Raw genomic sequence first — 20248 nt, 5'->3', positions numbered from 1 at the left:
TAGGGATCACCCGTGCTCGATAGAATTAAAGTTTGCTTTACAGAAAGCATTCAAACTCAGATTGCGGCGGCAGAAGCGCTGCCAGACGCAATTTCACGCGCCGCCATGACCATGGTCCATTCCCTGCTTAATGGCAACAAAATCCTCTGTTGTGGCAATGGGACTTCCGCCGCCAATGCACAGCATTTTGCTGCCAGTATGATTAATCGTTTTGAAACGGAACGTCCAAGTTTACCTGCCATTGCACTTAATACCGATAATGTGGTCTTAACAGCCATCGCAAACGATCGTCTGCATGACGAAATTTATGCCAAGCAGGTCCGGGCTCTTGGTCATGCAGGCGATATATTGCTGGCGATTTCCACCCGTGGGAACAGCCGCGATATTGTCAAAGCCGTTGAAGCCGCAGTAACGCGCGATATGAGTATCGTAGCGCTTACCGGGTATGACGGTGGCGAACTGGCCGGTTTGTTGGGACCGCAGGATGTCGAAATACGTATTCCTTCCCACCGCAGCGCGCGCATACAGGAGATGCATATGCTGACGGTAAATTGTTTGTGCGACCTGATAGATAACACGCTTTTCCCTCACCAGGATGATTAAGGAGTACATATGAAGGCATTTACGCCCCTCGCAGTCCTTATTTCCGCACTGCTGCTACAAGGCTGTGTAGGCGCAGTGGTGGTCGGTTCAGCTGCTGTCGGCACCAAAGCGGCAACCGATCCACGTACGGTCGGCACTCAGGTGGATGACGGTACTCTTGAGTTACGCGTAAATAGCGCGCTGTCCAAAGATGAACAAATTAAAAAGCAGGCTCGCATAAACGTCACCGCCTATCAGGGGAAAGTCCTGCTGGTGGGTCAGGCCCCCACCACAGAGCTGGCGTCACGTGCTAAGCAAATCGCTATGGGTGTCGACGGTGCAACGGAGGTCTATAACGAAATCCGCCAGGGCCAGCCCATTGGTATGGGAACGGCCGCCAGTGACACCTGGATCACCTCCAAAGTACGTACACAGTTGCTGAGTAGCGACCAGGTGAAATCGTCTAATGTGAAAGTCACCACTGAGAATGGCGAAGTATTCTTGCTGGGTCTGGTGACCGACCGTGAAGGTAGAGCCGCTGCGGATATCGCCAGTCGCGTCAGCGGTGTGAAACATGTCACCACCGCGTTTACGATGATTAAATAGCGTTGATTCTTCTCCCCGGCAGATACACGCCGGGGAGAATCAAATCAGTTAACGTTGAGCCGCAGTTAAAACAGCGCCAGTGTTCCGGTAATCACGCCACCGAATGCCACCAGCCCCCCCGTTAGCCACAACGCTTTTGCCGGAAAGGATTTGCGCAGCATAATCAACGACGGCAGACTGACCGCAGGAAGCGTCATCAGTAGCGCCATTGCCGGAGCTGCCCCCATTCCCGCCAGCATCATTGTTTGCACAATCGGAATCTCCGCCGCCGTTGGGATCACGAACAGGCAACCCGCTATCGCCATCGCTATCACCCACATCAGCGAATTATCAATCGCACCATCGGCATGCGGAAACAGCCAGACGCGCGCCGCGCCAAGTACCAGAACGGCCAGAATATAAACCGGAATGGTGCTCCAGAATAGCGCCCACAGCGCCTTTCCCCAGCGGGCAAAAAAGTGCCCTTCCGGCTCCGGCAACGAAAGATCGACCGGCGCCGTCTGCTGAACATCATCTTTGACCAGATACTGCACCAGCGTCGCCACGCCAATCACTATCACTAACCCGGCAATAAGCCGCATCGCGACAAAATGCCAGCCCAGCACAAACCCCATAAAAACCAGGGTTGCCGGGTTAAGCAACGGGTTGCCCATCCAGAATGCCAGCGCGCCCCCCATCGATACCTGCTGACGACGCATTCCCGCAGCAACGGGCGCTGCACAACAGGAGCACATCATGCCCGGCAGGGAAAACAACGTACCGAACAGCGTCCCGCTCAGTCGCTTTTGCCCAAGGGTACGAATCAGCCAGTTTCGCGGAATAAGTACCTGAATTAACGAACCCAGCAACACCCCCAGCACCGCCGCTTTCCAGACGGCAAGAAAGTAGACCATGGCATAGTCGAGAGCCGCCTGGAATGGGCTGGCATCGGCCTGAGCGAGAATAGATTTACCAATGCTGTGGGTTTCTGCGGCAGTGAAGGCCTTGCCATAATAAGGCTGCCATTTCACATACCAGAGCCCCACGATCACGACGAGAAAAAAGAGAGCGGGTTTCCACCATTGCACAGGTGACGCCGCCCGAGATGAAGACTGACCAGTCATACATTTCTCCGGGGGAAAAGCGGATTTAGATATCCGGCGAATAGTACTCCTGCGCTATTTATTTGAAAATGATTAATCACCTGCCATGGCGCGCAACCGGGCAGAGGAGAGAATCTCCACGCGCTCCGGGGAAGGGGAAAAGGCCGCTTTCAGCATCGCACTGGCAACATCCTGCGCATCAATGGATTTCCAGTTCCCCGGCATGATGCGAAACAACGGTGCCAACAGTGATTCGTTAATACGACGTTTTTCGCGCTCCCCCACCAGCATCGACGGACGCACAAGGGTCAAACGCTCCCATTCTTGCTTCATCAGCGCATTTTCCATCTCACCTTTCACCCGATTATAGAAAAAAGGCGAACGTGCATTTGCACCCAGCGAACTGACCACCAACATATGCCGCGCCCCCAGACGTAACCCTGTTAACGCCGTATCGACCACCAGGGTGAAATCGGCATGTATAAAGGCCTCTTTGCTACCCGCTTCACGTCGTGTCGTTCCCAGGCAGCAAAAAACGGTATCAATGGGCTCCGTGACCATCGAGAGCGCATCACTTAACTGCGGGTCATAAGGATTGAACACGCCAGAGATCGGTTCTAATGGCCGACGCGTAGGGGCGGTAATGGCATTAACGCGGGCGTCATTCACCAGCATGCGTAATAAGATCCCGCCAACCAACCCGGTCGCGCCCGTTATCAATACCCGACTCATACCCTCTCCTTTTGCAGAATAGTCTGTCTTGCAATGTCATCGCCCTGAACCAGGCTTAGTAGTCCTGATAGTCATTATTGTTGAAAATGACCAGCCTGAGCTGAATAACGGAGGATACATGAGCAAGAAAATTGCAGTCTTGATCACCGACGAGTTTGAAGATTCAGAATTTACGTCTCCGGCAGAGGAGTTTCGTAAAGCAGGCCACGAAGTGGTCACCATAGAGAAGCAGGCGGGCAAGACAGTGAAAGGTAAGCAAGGTGATGCCAGCGTCACCATTGACAAAGCGATTGATGATGTCCAACCCGCCGATTTTGATGCCCTGCTTCTGCCTGGCGGACATTCGCCAGATTCTCTGCGCGGCGACAATCGTTTCGTCACTTTTACCCGCGATTTTATCAACAGTGGGAAACCTGTCTTTGCCATCTGCCACGGGCCGCAACTGTTAATCAGCGCCGACGCCCTGCGCGGCAGAAAATTAACGGCGGTGAAACCGATCGTGGTAGATGTAAAAAACGCGGGGGGCGAATTCTACGACCAGGAAGTGGTGGTTGATAATAACCAACTGGTCACCAGCCGTACTCCGGACGATCTCCCCGCGTTTAACCGCGAAGCGTTACGGCTGCTGGGTGCCTGAGTCACGGATCCAGTGAAGCTTTTTACCAAAGCCCAGTGTGTTATCGGTGAATTTCAGCTCGGTGAGGCGAATTTCCCACATCGGCGCCGATAATACGCGGGCAACGGGAAAGCGTCGGTTGTACTGCGCACGCGGGCCGGCGCTTTCCGTCTCCTCAAGACGACGTATCTCTCCGGTAAACTGCACGCCGCGAATGAGTGCGACCGTCTTCGGTTGCCCATTCACAGTTCCGGCGATGTTCGCCTGGAGGCCGGTCATTTGCGAATGACGCGTATGATCCTCACTCAGAAGATAAAAGGCGACCTTCTGCGGATCATAGATATAAAAGGCATTGGCACACCACAATTCCCCCCTGTTGGCCACACACCAGGTCACAACATGCTGCTTCGCCAGCCAGCGACTAATGGCCGCAAGAGTTTCCATTTCTCTTCATCCTCGTGTTATTTTTCTTTCACATTAGCACAATGAATGACGTTATGACGCTCTGGTCTCTTTATCTCATCCGCACCGCGGACAACCGTCTCTATACCGGTATTACCACCGATGTGGCGCGTCGTTTTATGCAGCATCAGAGCGGCAAAGGGGCAAAAGCACTGCGGGGAAAAGGCGAACTTATACTGGTATTTTCCGCGCCAGTAGGAGAGCGCTCGCTGGCGCTGCGTATGGAATATCGCATTAAGCAACTGACAAAACGTCAGAAGGAGCGCCTCGTCGCCGAAGGTGGCATCTTTGAAGCGCTGCTAGAAAGCCTGGTATCGCAGCCAATTAAAAGCGATTAAAGTGCTCGTGGTATTCCACCAGCCCTTTGACGTGACTTAACGCATCGTCTGCCAGCGGGTGGAGCTGGAAAGTGCTTTCGGTATCTGGCCAACGACAATGCAAACCGAACTTCGCCGCAGGCTCAAAACCTAAATGACCGAAGAAATCTGGGTTACCCAGCGTCACCACGGCGGCATAGCCAAACTCATTCAGTGAATCCAGCCCTTCATATACCAACTGGCGCGCAAGGCCCTGGCTGCGATAAGCCTCATCGACGGCCAACGGCGCAAGGCCGACCCACTGTAAATCTTCGCCCTGCACGGCAACCGGACTGAATGCGACATAACCGATGACCTGCCCTTCATCATCCGTTGCGACAAGTCCAAGCGTAATTAAGCCGTCTTCGCGCAGATCGTGCACCAGAGTTGCTTCGCGCTCATCCGCAAAAGTGCGGCGCAACAGCGCGTCGATTCCCGGTGCATCAATCCCAATTTCTACTCGAATCAGCATGGTTCACCTACAGAAGGTTGTGGCGTTGAGGTCGGCGTTTGCAGGCCGGCTTCAACAAAATCCGCCAGTTGCAGCAGCATGACGCGAAGTGCTTTTGGCATCTGCTCCAGCTCAATGGCGTCCATCAGGTTTTTCACATACAACCCCAGTTCCGTGTCGCCTTCAATGACCAGTCGGCGTTGAAAGAACAGCGTATCCGGATCCTGTTTACGTGCAGCAATCATCAGCAGATCGCTGGCATCCGCGCTGAAACTGACATCAGCTACGGCAGACTCTCGCACGATTAATCGTGAATTTTCAACCGAGGTATACCACGTCAGGCCAATATCGCGTACCTGAATACTTAACCAGCGGCCTTCAAGAAACTCCAGCTCCCCATCCGCCAGCGCCTGCTGGAACTGCCAACATAAGACCTGCTCAAGAACCTGCCGTTTAATGGCGAAAGGCGTCAGCTTAACCGGCACGCTCAACAAAGACGGGCCTGAGTGCACAAGACGTGAGCGCAGTTTTTCCAACACGAGCGTTACTCCCTGAAATGAAAATTCCTTCTATTTTGCCATATCAGATAAACGACATGGCGGCGTAAATCAACAATTACGTAAGAAGAATGCCTCGATTATTGATGTCACCAATACACAATTAACTGCCTCAAATCAAAAATTGTCGCTACCAGGTTAACTAAAATCCCAGTTCGTTAACAATTTAGCGCCCCTCGTGGGCTGCCAGGGCCAATACAGCCCCTGATTTCAGGATAAATTATGGAGTTGCTCTGCCCTGCCGGAAATCTTCCGGCACTCAAAGCTGCCATCGAAAACGGTGCCGATGCCGTCTATATCGGCCTGAAAGATGATACCAACGCCCGCCACTTTGCCGGTCTCAATTTTACAGAAAAGAAACTGCAGGAAGCGGTCAGTTTTGTGCATCAGCACCGACGTAAATTGCATATCGCAATTAATACCTTCGCGCACCCGGATGGCTATCAGCGCTGGGAGCGCGCGGTGGATATGGCGGCGCAAATCGGGGCGGATGCGTTGATTCTCGCCGACCTTGCGATGCTGGAATATGCTGCCGCTCGTTATCCCCATATCGAACGCCACGTTTCTGTGCAGGCATCGGCGACCAATGAAGAGGCCATTCGCTTCTATCATCGCCATTTTGACGTTGCCCGCGTTGTCCTGCCCCGCGTCTTGTCTATTCATCAGGTTAAACAATTAGCCCGCAGCACCCCTGTGCCGCTGGAAGTCTTTGCCTTTGGCAGTCTGTGCATCATGGCCGAAGGTCGCTGCTACCTCTCCTCTTACCTGACGGGGGAGTCACCGAATACCGTGGGCGCCTGCTCTCCGGCACGTTTTGTGCGCTGGCAGCAAACCCCCCAGGGGCTGGAATCGCGCCTCAATGAAGTGTTGATTGACCGCTACCAGGATGGTGAAAACGCAGGCTATCCGACGCTGTGCAAAGGCCGCTATATGGTCGATGGTGAGCGCTATCACGCGCTGGAAGAGCCCACCAGCCTCAATACGCTGGAATTATTGCCTGAACTGCTGGCCGCCAATATTGCCTCGGTAAAAATCGAGGGGCGTCAACGCAGTCCGGCCTATGTGAGCCAGGTGGCCAAAGTCTGGCGACAGGCCATCGACCGCTGCATTGCCGATCCGCAGAACTTCGTACCGCAACCCGCCTGGATGAACACACTGGGCGCAATGTCAGAAGGCACGCAGACTACACTTGGCGCTTACCATCGCAAATGGCAGTAGGAAATACGATGAAATATTCACTTGGACCGGTGCTCTGGTACTGGTCAAAAGAGACGTTAGAGGCGTTTTACCAGCAAGCCGCAACCAGCAGCGCGGACGTGATTTACCTTGGCGAAGCGGTGTGCAGCAAGCGTCGCGCCACCAAAGCAGGCGACTGGCTGGATATGGCGAAACAACTGGCCGACAGCGGCAAACAGGTCGTGCTCTCGACTCTCGCGCTGGTGCAGGCCTCGTCTGAGCTTAACGAACTCAAACGCTATGTCGATAACGGCGATTTCCTGCTGGAGGCCAGCGACCTCGGCGTGGTGAACCTTTGCGCCGAGCGCAAACTGCCCTTCATCGCGGGACATGCGCTGAACTGCTACAACGCCGTTACGCTGCGTCTTCTGCTTAAACAAGGCATGATGCGCTGGTGTATGCCGGTAGAACTCTCCCGCGACTGGCTCATCAACTTGCTCGATCAGTGTGAAACGCTGGGTATCCGCGATCGGTTTGAAGTGGAAGTGCTGAGTTACGGACACCTGCCATTGGCGTATTCTGCGCGCTGCTTTACCGCACGCTCGGAAGACAGGCCAAAAGATGAGTGCGAAACCTGCTGCATTAAGTATCCCAATGGACGCCGCATGCTGTCGCAGGAAAACCAGCAGGTGTTTGTGCTTAATGGCATCCAGACCATGAGTGGTTACGTTTACAACCTGGGCAATGAGCTCAAGTCGATGGCGGGTATCGTGGACATGGTACGTTTGTCACCCATGGGCGAGGATACGTTCGCCATGCTCGACGCCTTCCGCGCTAATGAACATGGACAAGCCCCATTGCCGCTGACCGCAAACAGCGACTGTAATGGCTACTGGCGTCGCCTACCGGGTCTGGAGCTCCAGGCCTGAGAAACCGCTCACTTTGTTAACAACGGTAATCAGATTTTAATGCACTATTAAAGATGCAGCTTTTCTGGCCGACGCATCCTGGATGCGCCAGGCTGGAAGAAGACCTTCAATCTGATGACTATGCTGTAGCAAAGTGAGCCGTTATGACTGACAAAACGATTGCCTTCTCGGTGCTGGACCTGGCAGCGATCCCACAGGGCGCTTCTGCCAAAGATGCCTTCGCCCATTCACTTGATCTCGCCAGGCTTGCTGAAAAGCGCGGATATCACCGCTTCTGGCTGGCTGAGCACCATAATATGGTGGGTATCGCCAGTGCGGCGACGTCTGTCCTGATTGGTTATCTGGCGGCCAATACCACCTCTCTGCATCTGGGATCCGGCGGTGTCATGCTGCCAAACCATGCTCCGCTGGTGATTGCCGAACAGTTCGGAACACTCAATACGCTCTATCCGGGTCGTATCGATCTGGGGCTTGGACGCGCGCCAGGTAGCGATCAACCGACGATGCGGGCACTGCGTCGCCATATGAGCGGCGATGTGGATAATTTCCCGCGCGATGTTGCCGAACTGGTGGACTGGTTTGATGCCAATGACCCGAATCCGCACGTTCGCCCGGTTCCGGGTTATGGCGAGAAAATTCCGGTGTGGCTGCTCGGTTCGAGCCTTTATAGCGCCCAACTGGCGGCACAGCTCGGCCTGCCGTTTGCGTTTGCCTCGCACTTTGCACCGGACATGTTGTTCCAGGCGTTGCATCTGTATCGCACCCAGTTCAAGCCTTCCGCGCGCCTGGAAAAACCGTATGCCATGGTGTGTATCAATATCGTTGTGGCGGACAGTAACCGCGATGCGGAATTCCTGTTTACCTCCATGCAGCAGGCTTTCGTGAAATTGCGCCGTGGAGAAACCGGCCAGTTGCCACCACCGATCCAAAATATGGATCAGTTCTGGTCGCCATCCGAGCAATACGGCGTTCAGCAGGCGCTGGGGATGTCTCTGGTGGGCGATAAGGCGAAAGTGCGTCACGGGCTGGAGTCTGTACTGCGCGAAACGCAGGCCGATGAGATTATGGTTAACGGGCAAATCTTTGATCACCAGGCGCGTTTGTATTCGTTTGATTTAGCGATGCAGGTGAAAGAGGAGTTGGTGGGGTAGTTTTTTGCCGGATGGCGGCTTCGCCTTATCCGGCCTACGCGATCCCTGTAGGCCCGGTAAGCGTAGCACGCCACCGGGCTTTATGTTTATTGATACACAGGCAGCAGGTTGAAGCTCGACAGGACATGTACCAGCGCATTGCCCACGCCAAACACCAGGATCAGCGCAATCATTGGCTTGCCGCCCCAGACGCGAAAACGTGGGCTGCCAAAACGTTTACGCGATGCGCGGGCCAGTAAAGCCGGCACAATGGCCGCCCAGATGGTCGCCGCCAGCCCCGCATAGCCAATCGCATAGAGAAAGCCATTCGGCCACAACAAACCACCGACAATCGGTGGCAAAAACGTCAGCAGCGCGGTTTTAAAACGCCCCAGCGCCGAATCATCAAAACCGAACAGATCGGCAAGATAATCAAACAGGCCCAGCGTTACGCCGAGGAAAGAACTCGCCACCGCAAAGTTGGAGAAGACCACCAGCAACAGATCCAGGCTACGGCTGTTCAGTACGCCGCTTAATGCCTGCACCAGCACATCAATGTTGCCACCCTTCCGGGCAATATCGATAAACGCCGGGCGCGGAATATTCCCCATCGTGCCCAACAGCCATACCATATACAGAACCAGCGCCAGTAGCGTGCCGTACACCAGGCAACGCGCAATAGTACGCGGATCTTTACCGTAGAACTTCATCAGGCTTGGCACATTGCCATGGTAGCCAAACGATGCCAGACAAAACGGCAGGGTCATCAGCAAATACGGGGTATAAGATGCGTTGCTTTGCGCCACGTTGAATAAGGTCGCAGGCTGAACATGCCCCAGCAAACTGCCGAAGGTCAGGAAGAAGGTGATGACTTTCGCCCCCAGCACAATCGCCGTCATCCGGCTCACTGCACGTGTTGATAGCCAGACGATAAACGCGACCAGCAGCGCAAACCCAAGGCCTGCGACACGAGGCGGGACATTTAACGACAGCTCCGCAAAGGTGTGGTGCAGAATGGAACCACTCGCCGAAATATAGGCGTAGGTCAGAATATAGAGCACAAACGCGATGGACAGCCCGTTGATCACATTCCAGCCGTTGCCCAGCAAATCTTTGGTAATGGTGTCGAAGCTGGCACCAATGCGGTAATTGAGGTTCGCTTCCAGAATCATGAGCCCGGAATGCAGCATACAGAACCAGGTAAACACCAGCGCCGCTATCGACCAACAGAACCACGCGCCTGACATGACCACTGGCAGTGAAAACATCCCCGCGCCAATAACCGTACCGCCAATAATCACCACACCAGCAAGCAATGAAGGGGTAGCTTGTGTGGTTGTCAGTGTTGCCATGTTTCTTCTCCAGTAAGGTAAAATGCCGCTGCATTGTACCAGTACAAGAGTACATAACAGATAAAAGAAACCCCGATGTTTTGCACCGGGGTTGTATTAATTACTTTACGAAGTGTAAAGCTGACTTACTGTGCGATTATGCGTCACCGAAACGACGACGGCTGGTGCCTTCTTCGCGGTCACGACGCGGCGCGCGACGCTCACCACTGAAGCTACGGCCTTCACCACGACCGCCTTCACGACGCTCACCACCGAAGCTGCGACCACCTTCACGACGTTCGCCACCACCGAAGCTGCGGCCACCTTCACGACGCTCACCGTTACCACGGCGCTCACCACCACGCTCAGGACGCGGCTGTGCATCACCCAGCAGTTGCATGTTCATCGGCTTGTTCAGGATGCGGGTGCGAGTAAAGTGCTGCAGTACTTCGCCCGGCATGCCTTTCGGCAGCTCAATGGTAGAGTGGGTACCGAACAGCTTGATGTTACCGATATAACGGCTGCTGATGTCGCCTTCGTTAGCGATCGCGCCAACGATATGACGCACTTCAACGCCATCATCACGGCCCACTTCAATACGGTACAGCTCCATTTCGCCTGCATCACGACGTTCACGACGCGGACGATCTTCACCGTTACGATCGCCACGCGGAGCACGATCGTTGCGGTCGCCACGGCGCTCGAAGCGCTCATCACGGTCGCGGAATTCACGACGCGGACGGCGTTCAATAACCGGATCCGGCGGCAGAATCAGTGGACGCTCGCCCTGTGCCATTTTCAGCAGTGCTGCGGCCAGAGTTTCGATATCCAGCTCTTCTTCCGGCTGCATTTTAGCCAGCAGAGCGCGGTACTGATCCAGATCGCTGCTTTCCAGCTGCTGCTGTACTTTCGCGGCGAATTTTTCCAGACGGCGTTTGCCCAGCAACTCAGCATTCGGCAGTTCAACTTCCGGAATGGTCAGCTTCATGGTGCGTTCGATGTTACGCAGCAGACGACGTTCGCGGTTCTCAACGAACAGCAGCGCACGACCAGCACGACCTGCACGACCGGTACGGCCGATACGGTGAACGTAAGACTCGGAATCCATCGGGATGTCATAGTTAACAACCAGGCTGATACGCTCAACGTCCAGACCACGTGCTGCCACGTCGGTTGCAATCAGGATATCCAGACGACCGTCTTTCAGACGCTCCAGCGTCTGCTCACGCAGCGCCTGGTTCATGTCGCCGTTCAGCGCAGCGCTGTTATAACCGCTACGCTCCAGCGCTTCCGCCACTTCCAGGGTCGCGTTTTTGGTACGAACGAAGATGATCGCCGCATCAAAATCTTCTGCTTCCAGGAAACGTACCAGCGCTTCGTTTTTACGCATGCCGTACACAGTCCAGTAGCTCTGGCTGATATCCGGGCGCGTGGTCACGCTGGACTGAATGCGCACTTCCTGCGGCTCTTTCATAAAGCGGCGGGTGATGCGGCGAATCGCTTCCGGCATGGTTGCAGAGAACAGCGCGGTCTGATGACCGTCCGGGATCTCTGCCATGATGGTTTCAACGTCTTCGATGAAGCCCATACGCAGCATTTCATCGGCTTCGTCCAGCACCAGACCGCTCAGTTTAGAGAGGTCCAGCGTACCGCGTTTCAGGTGGTCAAGCAGACGACCCGGGGTACCGACAACAATCTGCGGCCCCTGGCGCAGGGCACGTAACTGCACGTCATAACGCTGGCCGCCATAAAGGGCAACCACGTTCACGCCGCGCATATGTTTAGAGAAATCTGTCATGGCTTCGGCAACCTGAACCGCCAGTTCGCGGGTCGGCGCCAGCACCAGGATTTGCGGTGCTTTCAGCTCAGGATCAAGATTGTTCAGCAGCGGTAATGAAAACGCTGCGGTTTTGCCGCTACCCGTCTGGGCCATACCCAGAACGTCGCGACCGCCCAGCAGATGCGGAATGCACTCTGCCTGAATTGGAGATGGTTTTTCGTAACCCAGATCGTTAAGGGCTTCAAGGATAGGAGCCTTCAGGCCCAGATCTGCAAAAGTGGTTTCGAATTCAGCCATGTAGTACGTGTGCCTCGATATTAATGGCGGCCAGTCTACATAACTCATCGTGAAAATTTTCGGTAATTTTCATTAAAAGTGTGAACCGGCTCAAAGTAGGTGTATTAACGAACAACAACGCCCTCACCCGCGAAGGTGATGGCAATCAAGATAATGATTACGGGCTGATGTGTACGTCAGCTATTGCTGGTCCGATTCTGCCAGGTCATCTTGCTCCTGGCCCAAGAGCGCTAATTCCAACAATGCATAACGGTGCTCAACAAAATTGTGAACGTTGTTAGCCACCGCTAATTTGAACAGAGCCGCAGCGCTGTCCTTTTCCCCCAGACTTAGGTAGTACTTACCTAAATAGAAGTTGGTTTCACTGAGATGCTCAGCGAGCGAGGTGTTATCCGTTGCGTCTGCCTTCAGGCGGTTCATTAGCTCTTGTTCGCTAATATCGCCAAGGTAGAACTCGACAATGTTCCATCCCCATTGCTCTTTGCCCGATTTTTCGAAGCGTTGTTTCAGCGCTTCTTTAGCCTGCTTCTCATCAAGCTTCCGCTCAACGATGTAAAGCCACAGACTCCGGAAAGGGTCATTGGGATCGTCTTGATAAAACGCCAGCAGATCATCTTGCGCTAACTTATTGCGACCGCCGTAATATAATGCGATACCGCGATTCAAGTGCGCGTAGTTGTAAGTTGGATCAAGCTCAAGTACAGAATCAAACGCTTCATAGGCAGCATCAAAATTGCCTGCCTGCGTTAAATAAATGCCTAAGTAATTGAATACTTCAGGCATATCCGGTCGGATAGCCAGCGCTTGTGAAAAATCATTTCGCGCCAGTGCCCTCAGACCGAGACTATCATACAATACTCCGCGCTCATATAAAAGCTGTGCGCGTTCATCATCGGATAAAGCCCGACTGGCAAGAATTTGTTCCATGCGCGCCAGAATCACTTCTTGCTGCAAAGTCGGTTGCAATGGCACCGCGAGGACTTCGCTCTTACGCCAGGCAGAGTTGCTGCATCCTGCCAGCGTTAAAGCTGTCGCAACGAAACACCAGCGCAAAAAAGGCTTCATTTCCCACTCCCGAAGACAACAATTGGATGAACGTCCTGTCCCCCGGCTGCAAACACGGCGTCCTGCCAGTTAAATAGCCCCCCGCTTACGCGGAGGGCAAACACCATTTTACTCGCCCTGCTCTGCTTGCGGCGCTTCCGGCGCGGCTTCAGGCTGAGTTTGTTCAGTGGCTTCTTTAATGCTCAGACGGATACGGCCCTGGCGATCAACTTCCAGAACTTTCACCGGTACTTCCTGGCCCATCTGCAGGTAGTCGGTCACTTTCTCAACGCGCTTGTCAGCAATCTGAGAGATGTGAACCAGACCTTCTTTACCGCCGCCAATGGCAACGAATGCGCCAAAGTCAACGATACGGGTCACTTTACCGTTGTAGATACGGCCGACTTCGATTTCCGCAGTGATCTCTTCGATGCGACGGATAGCATGTTTCGCTTTATCGCCGTCGGTTGCTGCGATTTTAACGGTACCGTCATCTTCGATTTCGATGGTGGTGCCGGTCTCTTCGGTCAGCGCACGGATAACAGAGCCACCTTTACCGATGACGTCTTTGATTTTGTCCGGGTTGATCTTGATGGTGTGGATACGCGGTGCGAATTCAGAAATGTCGCCACGCGGCGCGTTGATCGCCTGTTCCATCACGCTCAGGATGTGCAGACGAGCACCTTTAGCCTGGTTCAGCGCAACCTGCATGATCTCTTTGGTGATGCCTTCAATTTTGATATCCATCTGCAGTGCAGAGATACCGTCGCGGGAACCCGCTACTTTGAAGTCCATATCGCCTAAGTGATCTTCATCGCCCAGGATGTCAGAAAGAACAACGAAGTTGTCGCCTTCTTTCACCAGGCCCATCGCGATACCCGCAACGGCCGCTTTGATTGGCACGCCAGCGTCCATCAGTGCCAGAGAGGCACCGCACACGGAAGCCATGGAAGAAGAACCGTTGGATTCGGTGATTTCAGATACCACGCGAACGGTATACGGGAATTTTTCCATTTCAGGCATAACAGCCAGCACGCCGCGTTTCGCCAGACGACCGTGACCGATTTCACGACGTTTCGGCGAGCCGACCATACCGGTTTCCCCTACAGAATACGGAGGGAAGTTATAGTGGAACAGGAAGGTATCAGTACGCTCACCCATCAGTTCATCAATGATCTGCGCATCGCGGGCAGTGCCCAGCGTTGCAGTCACCAGAGCCTGAGTTTCACCACGGGTAAACAGCGCGGAACCGTGAGTACGCGGCAGTACGCCAGTACGTACATCCAGACCACGGATCATGTCTTTTTCGCGACCATCGATACGCGGTTCGCCAGCCAGGACGCGGCTACGAACAACATTTTTCTCGATAGCGTGCAGGATGTCGCCCAGCTCGTTAGCATCCAGCGTTTCATCTTCTGCAACCAGCGCAGCAACAACATCAGATTTAATGACATCAACCTGAGCATAACGCTCTTGTTTGTCAGTGATGCGGTAAGCATCGCTCAGACGCGCTTCTGCCAGAGCAGCAACGCGCGCGTTCAGCGCTTCGTTGACGGCTTCCGGCTGCCAGTCCCAACGCGGTTTGCCCGCTTCTTTTACCAGATCATTGATGGCCTGGATAACAACCTGCTGCTGTTCGTGGCCAAATACAACTGCGCCCAGCATCTGGTCTTCGCTCAGCAATTCAGCTTCGGATTCAACCATCAGTACCGCACCTTCGGTACCCGCAACAACCAGGTCCAGCTTGCTGGTTTTCAGTTCTTCCTGGGTCGGGTTCAGTACGTATTGATCGTTAATGTAACCCACGCGCGCTGCGCCAATCGGGCCATTAAACGGAATACCTGACAGAGACAGTGCCGCGGAAGCACCAATCATAGAAACGATATCAGGGTTAACCTGCGGGTTAACGGAAACCACGGTTGCAATAACCTGAACTTCGTTAACAAAACCTTCCGGGAACAGCGGACGAACCGGGCGGTCAATCAGACGCGCAATCAGGGTTTCGCCTTCGCTTGGACGGCCTTCGCGACGGAAGAAGCCACCCGGAATTTTACCCGCAGCGTAGGTACGCTCTTGATAGTTAACCGTTAAAGGGAAGAAATCCTGGCCCGGTTTAGCTTTTTTAGCACCCACAACGGTAACGAATACCGCAGTGTCATCCATGCTAACCATAACAGCGGCTGTCGCCTGACGCGCCATCATGCCGGTTTCCAGTGTCACGGTGTGTTGGCCGTACTGGAATTTACGAACGATCGGATTAAGCAAAATATTATCCTTTCTTAATCTTAATGAATGACAGCAAACCCCAGGAATGCTGTCGTTTAAACCCGATCTTCCTGCATCCTCGCGACTAATGACAACCCTAACCCCGCTCTTGTGGGTAAAGCCTCTCATTAGCCGCGCGAACCTCTGCAACGAAGATCATTCATAGCAACAATACATTATTGTACTGTTAATTACTGCCGTCTGGTTGAAAAAAGGGGCCTTACGGCCCCTTTCTTGAAACTCGCAAGAATTAGCGACGCAGACCCAGACGCTCGATCAGCGCAGTGTAGCGTGCAACATCTTTACGTTTCAGGTAGTCGAGCAGTTTACGACGCTGAGAAACCATACGCAGCAGACCACGACGGCTGTGGTGATCTTTTTTGTGCTCTGCAAAGTGGCCCTGCAGGTGGTTGATCTGTGCAGTCAGCAGTGCAACCTGAACTTCGGTAGAACCGCTGTCGTTTTCGCCACGACCAAACTCAGAAACGATTTTTGCTTTAGCTTCAACGCTTAGAGACATTTTGTACTCCAGTGATAAAAAAATGAAAGGGTGCCGATCTCTAATTCAGCAACCCCGGAATTAATACCAGATATTGTTAAACAATTGACCCGGCATTAAGCGCCAATATTCTACTCTCAGTGGCTGGTTATCGCAAGATGAGGCTTAGGCAGGCGGGTACTCAACCACCAGACGACGCGGAGCAACACGCCCTTCGTCATCGATTTCACCCATACCGATAAATTTAGCCTTTTCACCTTCGGTGACACGCACCAGACCCTCATAGGGCGTACCAGTGGTTCGCACAGGATTACCGTTGCGAAAGTACACTGATGAGGTCAACGGGAGGTTAACAACCGGATAGTCAGCTGCCGGGCTATCCATTGGCATTAATAACGGATCAAGGAGTTGAGCCGCCGGGATATCGCGCTGCTCGGCCTGCGTAACCAGGTCATGCAGTTGTTCCAGCGTAACCATTCGCTCGGCAGGATATTTACTCACCGCCAGGCGACGCAGATATATCACGTGGGCGCCGCAGCCCAGTTTCTCGCCCAGATCATCAATAATTGTGCGGATGTAAGTGCCTTTCGAACAGTGTACTTCCAGCTCTAGTTCATCGCCTTCGTGACGGATAAACTGTAGCTCATACACCGTGATAGGCCGGGCTTCACGCGGGACCTCGATACCCTGACGTGCGTATTCATAGAGCTTTTTGCCCTGATATTTCAGCGCCGAATACATGGAGGGTATTTGTTCGATATCGCCACGGAAGGTATCCAGGGCGGCAGCCAGTTGCTCAGCATTAAAATTGACCGGACGTTCTTCAACCACCTGGCCATCGGCATCGGACGTATCTGTGCGCTGGCCCAGCTTCGCGATCACGCGGTAACGTTTGTCTGAATCGAGAAGATACTGGGAGAACTTTGTCGCCTCACCCAAACACACCGGTAACATCCCCGTGGCCAGAGGATCCAATGCACCGGTGTGCCCGGCGCGATTGGCATTAAAAAGACGTTTAACTTTTTGCAGTACATCGTTGCTGGAGGCGCCTTGCGGTTTATCCAGCAACAGCACGCCGTGCACATCGCGACCGCGACGACGAGGACGACTCATTAGTCCTCCTTGCTGTCGTCCGGGTTCACACGACGCTCTTCGTCATGTTTCACCACGCTGGTAACGAGGTTGGACATGCGCATCCCTTCCACCAGTGAGTTGTCATAAAAGAAGGTCAGTTCCGGCACGATACGCAGGCGCATAGCTTTGCCAAGCAGCGTACGGATGAAACCGGATGCTTCCTGCAGCGCTTTGATGCCCGCTTTAACGGCGGCTTCATCTTTGTCGTTCAGGAAAGTAACGAACACTTTGGCATAGGCCAGGTCGCGAGAGACTTCAACGCCCGATACAGTGGTCATCATACCAACACGCGGGTCTTTAATTTCGCGCTGCAGGATGATGGCGATTTCTTTCTGCATCTCCTGGGCTACGCGCTGTGGGCGACCAAATTCTTTCGCCATAATAAATTCTCCAGACAAAAAAGGGGCTAAAGCCCCTTTTTAAGATTACTGCCGGGTGGCGCGAGGCGATCCCGGCCTGCATATGGACTTATCCCAACGGGATTAGTCGATGCTGCGTTGGATCTCGATGATTTCGAACACTTCGATCATATCGCCAACGCGAACGTCGTTGTAGTTCTTCACGCCGATACCACATTCCATGCCGTTACGGACTTCGTTAACGTCATCTTTGAAGCGGCGCAGGGATTCCAGCTCGCCTTCATAGATAACCACGTTGTCACGCAGGACGCGGATTGGGTTATGACGTTTAATCGTGCCTTCGGTAACCATACAGCCCGCGATCGCACCGAATTTCGGTGATTTGAACACGTCACGAACTTCTGCCAGGCCAATGATCTGCTGTTTCAGTTCCGGAGACAGCATGCCGCTCATCGCCGCTTTCACTTCGTCGATCAGGTTATAGATGACGGAGTAGTAACGCAGATCCAGACCTTCGGCTTCGATCACACGACGCGCAGAGGCGTCAGCACGAACGTTAAAGCCAACCAGAATAGCGTTCGAAGCGGTGGCCAGCGTTGCATCGGTTTCGGTAATACCACCGACACCAGAACCTACGATCTTCACTTTCACTTCGTCGGTAGACAGTTTCAGCAGAGAATCGGTGATCGCTTCGACAGAGCCCTGAACGTCCGCCTTCAGAACGACGTTCACTTCGTGAACTTCGCCTTCGGTCATGTTGGCGAACATATTTTCCAGTTTGGATTTCTGCTGACGCGCCAGTTTGACTTCGCGGAATTTGCCCTGACGATACAGTGCAACTTCACGCGCTTTCTTCTCGTCGCGAACAACAGTCGCTTCATCACCCGCCGCCGGAACACCAGACAAGCCGAGGATTTCAACCGGAATAGACGGACCTGCTTCGCTAACTTCACGACCAAGCTCATCACGCATCGCACGTACGCGGCCATATTCAAAGCCACACAGAACGATATCGCCTTTATGCAGGGTACCTTCGCGTACCAGAACAGACGCAACCGGGCCACGACCTTTATCCAGGAAGGATTCGATCACAACACCGCTCGCCATACCGGTACGGATAGCTTTCAGCTCAAGAACTTCAGCCTGCAGCAGGATAGCGTCAAGCAGCTCGTCGATACCAGTGCCCGCTTTTGCTGAGACGTGAACGAACTGGCTTTCGCCGCCCCACTCTTCCGGCATAATGCCGTACTGGGACAATTCATTCTTAACGCGATCCGGATCCGCTTCTGGCTTATCGATTTTGTTGACCGCAACAACAACCGGTACCTGCGCCGCTTTTGCGTGCTGGATAGCTTCGATTGTTTGCGGCATCACGCCATCGTCAGCAGCCACAACCAGAACCACGATATCCGTTGCCTGCGCACCACGTGCACGCATCGCGGTAAACGCGGCGTGGCCCGGGGTATCCAGGAAGGTGATCATGCCGTTTTCGGTTTCAACGTGGTAAGCACCGATGTGCTGAGTAATACCACCCGCCTCGCCTGAGGCTACTTTCGTTGAACGAATGTAGTCCAGCAGAGAGGTTTTACCGTGGTCAACGTGACCCATGATGGTCACGACCGGCGCACGCGGTTCTGCCGCAGCACCCGTATCACGGTCGCTCATTACCGCTTCTTCCAGTTCGTTTTCACGACGGAGGATAACTTTGTGGCCCATCTCTTCGGCTACAAGCTGCGCGGTTTCCTGGTCGATGACCTGGTTAATGGTGGCCATTGCACCCAGTTTCATCATCGCTTTGATGACCTGAGAACCTTTCACCGCCATTTTGTTAGCCAGCTCGCCAACTGTCAGCGTTTCACCAATCACAACGTCACGGTTAACCGCCTGCACAGGCTTCTGGAAGCTCTGTTGCAGCGCAGAACCTTTACGCTGTTTGCCGCCTTTACCACCGCGAATGGCCGCACGGGCTTCTTCACGATCGGCTTTGCTTTCGGCATGCTTGTTGCCTTTTTTCGCTGGGCGTGCCGCTTTCGCGTTACGACCACGACCACGACCACCTTCAACTTCGCGGTCGCTGTCGTCCTCAGCCTGGCGTGCATGGCGAGAAGTGGTTACATGATAGTCGCTGCTTTCTTCTTCTTTATCGCTGCTGGCATTCCAACGGGATTCGTTTTCCTCAGCCATGCGACGAGCTTCTTCCGCTACGCGACGCGCATTTTCTTCCAGCTTACGACGAGCCTCCTCTTCCGCTTTGCGCTTAAGATCTAGCGCTTCAGCTTCACGGCGGGCTTTTTCACCCTGGGCTGTCCTGGTCATTTCGTCAGATTGTTGGTTGCTCACTTTGCTATTTTCCGCAGCTTCACGTTTTGCTTTATCAGCAGATTCGCGTTTGGCTTTTTCATCCGCTTCACGCTTCGCTCTTTCTTCGGCATCACGTTTGGCTTGTTCCTCGGCTTCGCGCTTAGCAGCTTCCTCTGCTTCACGACGGGCCTTCTCCTCCGCTTCACGCTTCGCCTCTTCTTCCGCTGCGAGACGTTCCGCCTCTTGTGGATCGCGTTTTACAAAGGTGCGTTTTTTACGGACTTCGATCTGCACCGATTTACTTTTCCCACCGGTGCCCTGAATGCTTAATGTACTGCGCGTCTTGCGCTGCAACGTCAGCTTGTCAGGACCTGAGCCATGTTCACGGTTCAGATGCGCTAACAGCGTCTGCTTTTCTTGTGCTGTCACTGAGTCTTCAGCGGACTTGCGGATCCCTGCATCAGCAAATTGCTGTACCAGGCGGTCCACAGAGGTCTGAATCTCAGCGGCCAGCGTTTTTACGGTTACATCTGTCATGCTGTTCCTTCCTGCTACAGTT

21 protein-coding genes are annotated in these 20248 nt (G+C 53.8%); 7 read left to right on the top strand and 14 right to left on the bottom strand.

The features are described from left to right. Window positions 1–12: 12 nt before the first annotated feature. Window positions 13–603 (top strand): DnaA initiator-associating protein DiaA, encoded by a 591-nt coding sequence (diaA, locus tag AB182_RS28565; RefSeq protein ID WP_039077495.1) that lies wholly within the window; start codon window positions 13–15, stop codon window positions 601–603. 9 nt (window positions 604–612) lie between these two features. Further along, a complete protein-coding gene (dolP, locus tag AB182_RS28560; RefSeq protein ID WP_047372980.1) occupies window positions 613–1188 on the top strand; it encodes a division/outer membrane stress-associated lipid-binding lipoprotein in 576 nt (191 codons plus the stop codon). Window positions 1189–1253: 65 nt separating this feature from the next. On the opposite strand, the gene AB182_RS28555 is transcribed toward dolP, so the two are convergent. Together AB182_RS28555 and AB182_RS28550 are read right to left on the bottom strand one after the other, a co-directional pair. Beyond that, entirely contained in the window at window positions 1254–2291 is a 1038-nt protein-coding gene (locus AB182_RS28555; protein ID WP_047372979.1) for a permease, read from the bottom strand. A 72-nt stretch (window positions 2292–2363) separates the two neighbouring features. Beyond that, window positions 2364–3002, bottom strand: a complete 639-nt coding sequence (locus tag AB182_RS28550; protein WP_047372978.1) for an NAD(P)H-binding protein — start codon at window positions 3000–3002, stop codon at window positions 2364–2366. A 118-nt stretch (window positions 3003–3120) separates the two neighbouring features. Here AB182_RS28550 and AB182_RS28545 point away from each other — a divergent pair, with 118 nt between their 5' ends. Further along, a complete protein-coding gene (locus AB182_RS28545; protein ID WP_047372977.1) occupies window positions 3121–3639 on the top strand; it encodes a type 1 glutamine amidotransferase domain-containing protein in 519 nt (172 codons plus the stop codon). Here AB182_RS28545 and AB182_RS28540 read toward each other — a convergent pair. Next, complete coding sequence (locus tag AB182_RS28540; protein ID WP_047372976.1) at window positions 3619–4062, bottom strand: YhbP family protein; 444 nt, start codon at window positions 4060–4062, stop codon at window positions 3619–3621. The genes AB182_RS28545 and AB182_RS28540 overlap by 21 nt on opposite strands. Window positions 4063–4115: 53 nt before the next feature. Here AB182_RS28540 and AB182_RS28535 point away from each other — a divergent pair, with 53 nt between their 5' ends. Then, window positions 4116–4418: a GIY-YIG nuclease family protein gene (locus AB182_RS28535; RefSeq protein ID WP_047372975.1), complete on the top strand. Its 303-nt coding sequence runs from the start codon at window positions 4116–4118 to the stop codon at window positions 4416–4418. On the opposite strand, the gene AB182_RS28530 is transcribed toward AB182_RS28535, so the two are convergent. Together AB182_RS28530 and ubiT are read right to left on the bottom strand one after the other, a co-directional pair. Beyond that, window positions 4405–4908 carry a GNAT family N-acetyltransferase gene (locus tag AB182_RS28530; protein ID WP_047372974.1) on the bottom strand — a complete coding sequence of 168 codons (504 nt, stop codon included), beginning with the start codon at window positions 4906–4908 and terminating at the stop codon, window positions 4405–4407. The genes AB182_RS28535 and AB182_RS28530 overlap by 14 nt on opposite strands. Next, window positions 4902–5426, bottom strand: a complete 525-nt coding sequence (ubiT, locus tag AB182_RS28525; RefSeq protein WP_047372973.1) for a ubiquinone anaerobic biosynthesis accessory factor UbiT — start codon at window positions 5424–5426, stop codon at window positions 4902–4904. Before ubiT ends, AB182_RS28530 begins: the two co-directional genes overlap by 7 nt. A gap of 240 nt (window positions 5427–5666) precedes the next feature. Between ubiT and ubiU the strand changes: the two genes are divergently transcribed. The 3 genes from ubiU (at window position 5667) to AB182_RS28510 (ending at window position 8700) form a co-directional block, all read left to right on the top strand. Further along, window positions 5667–6662: a ubiquinone anaerobic biosynthesis protein UbiU gene (ubiU, locus tag AB182_RS28520; RefSeq protein ID WP_047372972.1), complete on the top strand. Its 996-nt coding sequence runs from the start codon at window positions 5667–5669 to the stop codon at window positions 6660–6662. 8 nt (window positions 6663–6670) lie between these two features. Then, window positions 6671–7549 carry a U32 family peptidase gene (locus AB182_RS28515; RefSeq protein WP_047372971.1) on the top strand — a complete coding sequence of 293 codons (879 nt, stop codon included), beginning with the start codon at window positions 6671–6673 and terminating at the stop codon, window positions 7547–7549. A gap of 143 nt (window positions 7550–7692) precedes the next feature. Next, window positions 7693–8700 (top strand): luciferase-like monooxygenase, encoded by a 1008-nt coding sequence (locus AB182_RS28510; protein ID WP_047372970.1) that lies wholly within the window; start codon window positions 7693–7695, stop codon window positions 8698–8700. An 86-nt stretch (window positions 8701–8786) separates the two neighbouring features. Here the strand turns inward: AB182_RS28510 and mtr are convergent, their stop codons facing one another. The 9 genes from mtr to infB form a co-directional block, all read right to left on the bottom strand. Continuing rightward, window positions 8787–10031, bottom strand: coding sequence for a tryptophan permease (gene mtr / locus AB182_RS28505; protein WP_047372969.1), 1245 nt, complete (start codon window positions 10029–10031; stop codon window positions 8787–8789). A gap of 136 nt (window positions 10032–10167) precedes the next feature. Then, complete coding sequence (locus AB182_RS28500) at window positions 10168–12087, bottom strand: DEAD/DEAH family ATP-dependent RNA helicase (RefSeq protein WP_047372968.1); 1920 nt, start codon at window positions 12085–12087, stop codon at window positions 10168–10170. Further along, entirely contained in the window at window positions 12080–12160 is an 81-nt protein-coding gene (gene yrbN, locus AB182_RS32225; protein WP_103245196.1) for a protein YrbN, read from the bottom strand. Before yrbN ends, AB182_RS28500 begins: the two co-directional genes overlap by 8 nt. Window positions 12161–12267: 107 nt before the next feature. Beyond that, the gene (gene nlpI, locus AB182_RS28495; protein ID WP_047372967.1) at window positions 12268–13152 is read right to left on the bottom strand and encodes a lipoprotein NlpI; all 885 of its coding nucleotides are present in this window, start codon (window positions 13150–13152) and stop codon (window positions 12268–12270) included. A gap of 108 nt (window positions 13153–13260) precedes the next feature. Continuing rightward, window positions 13261–15396, bottom strand: coding sequence for a polyribonucleotide nucleotidyltransferase (gene pnp, locus AB182_RS28490; protein WP_047372966.1), 2136 nt, complete (start codon window positions 15394–15396; stop codon window positions 13261–13263). A gap of 250 nt (window positions 15397–15646) precedes the next feature. Then, complete coding sequence (gene rpsO / locus AB182_RS28485; RefSeq protein WP_004385056.1) at window positions 15647–15916, bottom strand: 30S ribosomal protein S15; 270 nt, start codon at window positions 15914–15916, stop codon at window positions 15647–15649. Between the two features lie 144 nt (window positions 15917–16060). After that, window positions 16061–17008 (bottom strand): tRNA pseudouridine(55) synthase TruB, encoded by a 948-nt coding sequence (truB, locus tag AB182_RS28480; protein ID WP_047372965.1) that lies wholly within the window; start codon window positions 17006–17008, stop codon window positions 16061–16063. Then, complete coding sequence (gene rbfA / locus AB182_RS28475; protein WP_047372964.1) at window positions 17008–17409, bottom strand: 30S ribosome-binding factor RbfA; 402 nt, start codon at window positions 17407–17409, stop codon at window positions 17008–17010. The genes truB and rbfA overlap by 1 nt, the downstream gene beginning before the upstream one ends. A 102-nt stretch (window positions 17410–17511) precedes the next feature. Continuing rightward, window positions 17512–20226, bottom strand: a complete 2715-nt coding sequence (gene infB, locus AB182_RS28470) for a translation initiation factor IF-2 (protein ID WP_047372963.1) — start codon at window positions 20224–20226, stop codon at window positions 17512–17514. Between the last annotated feature and the right edge of the window lie 22 nt (window positions 20227–20248).

The organism is Phytobacter ursingii (assembly GCF_001022135.1).
Taxonomy (GTDB): domain Bacteria; phylum Pseudomonadota; class Gammaproteobacteria; order Enterobacterales; family Enterobacteriaceae; genus Phytobacter; species Phytobacter ursingii.
This window is presented reverse-complemented; position numbering and strand designations above follow the sequence as displayed.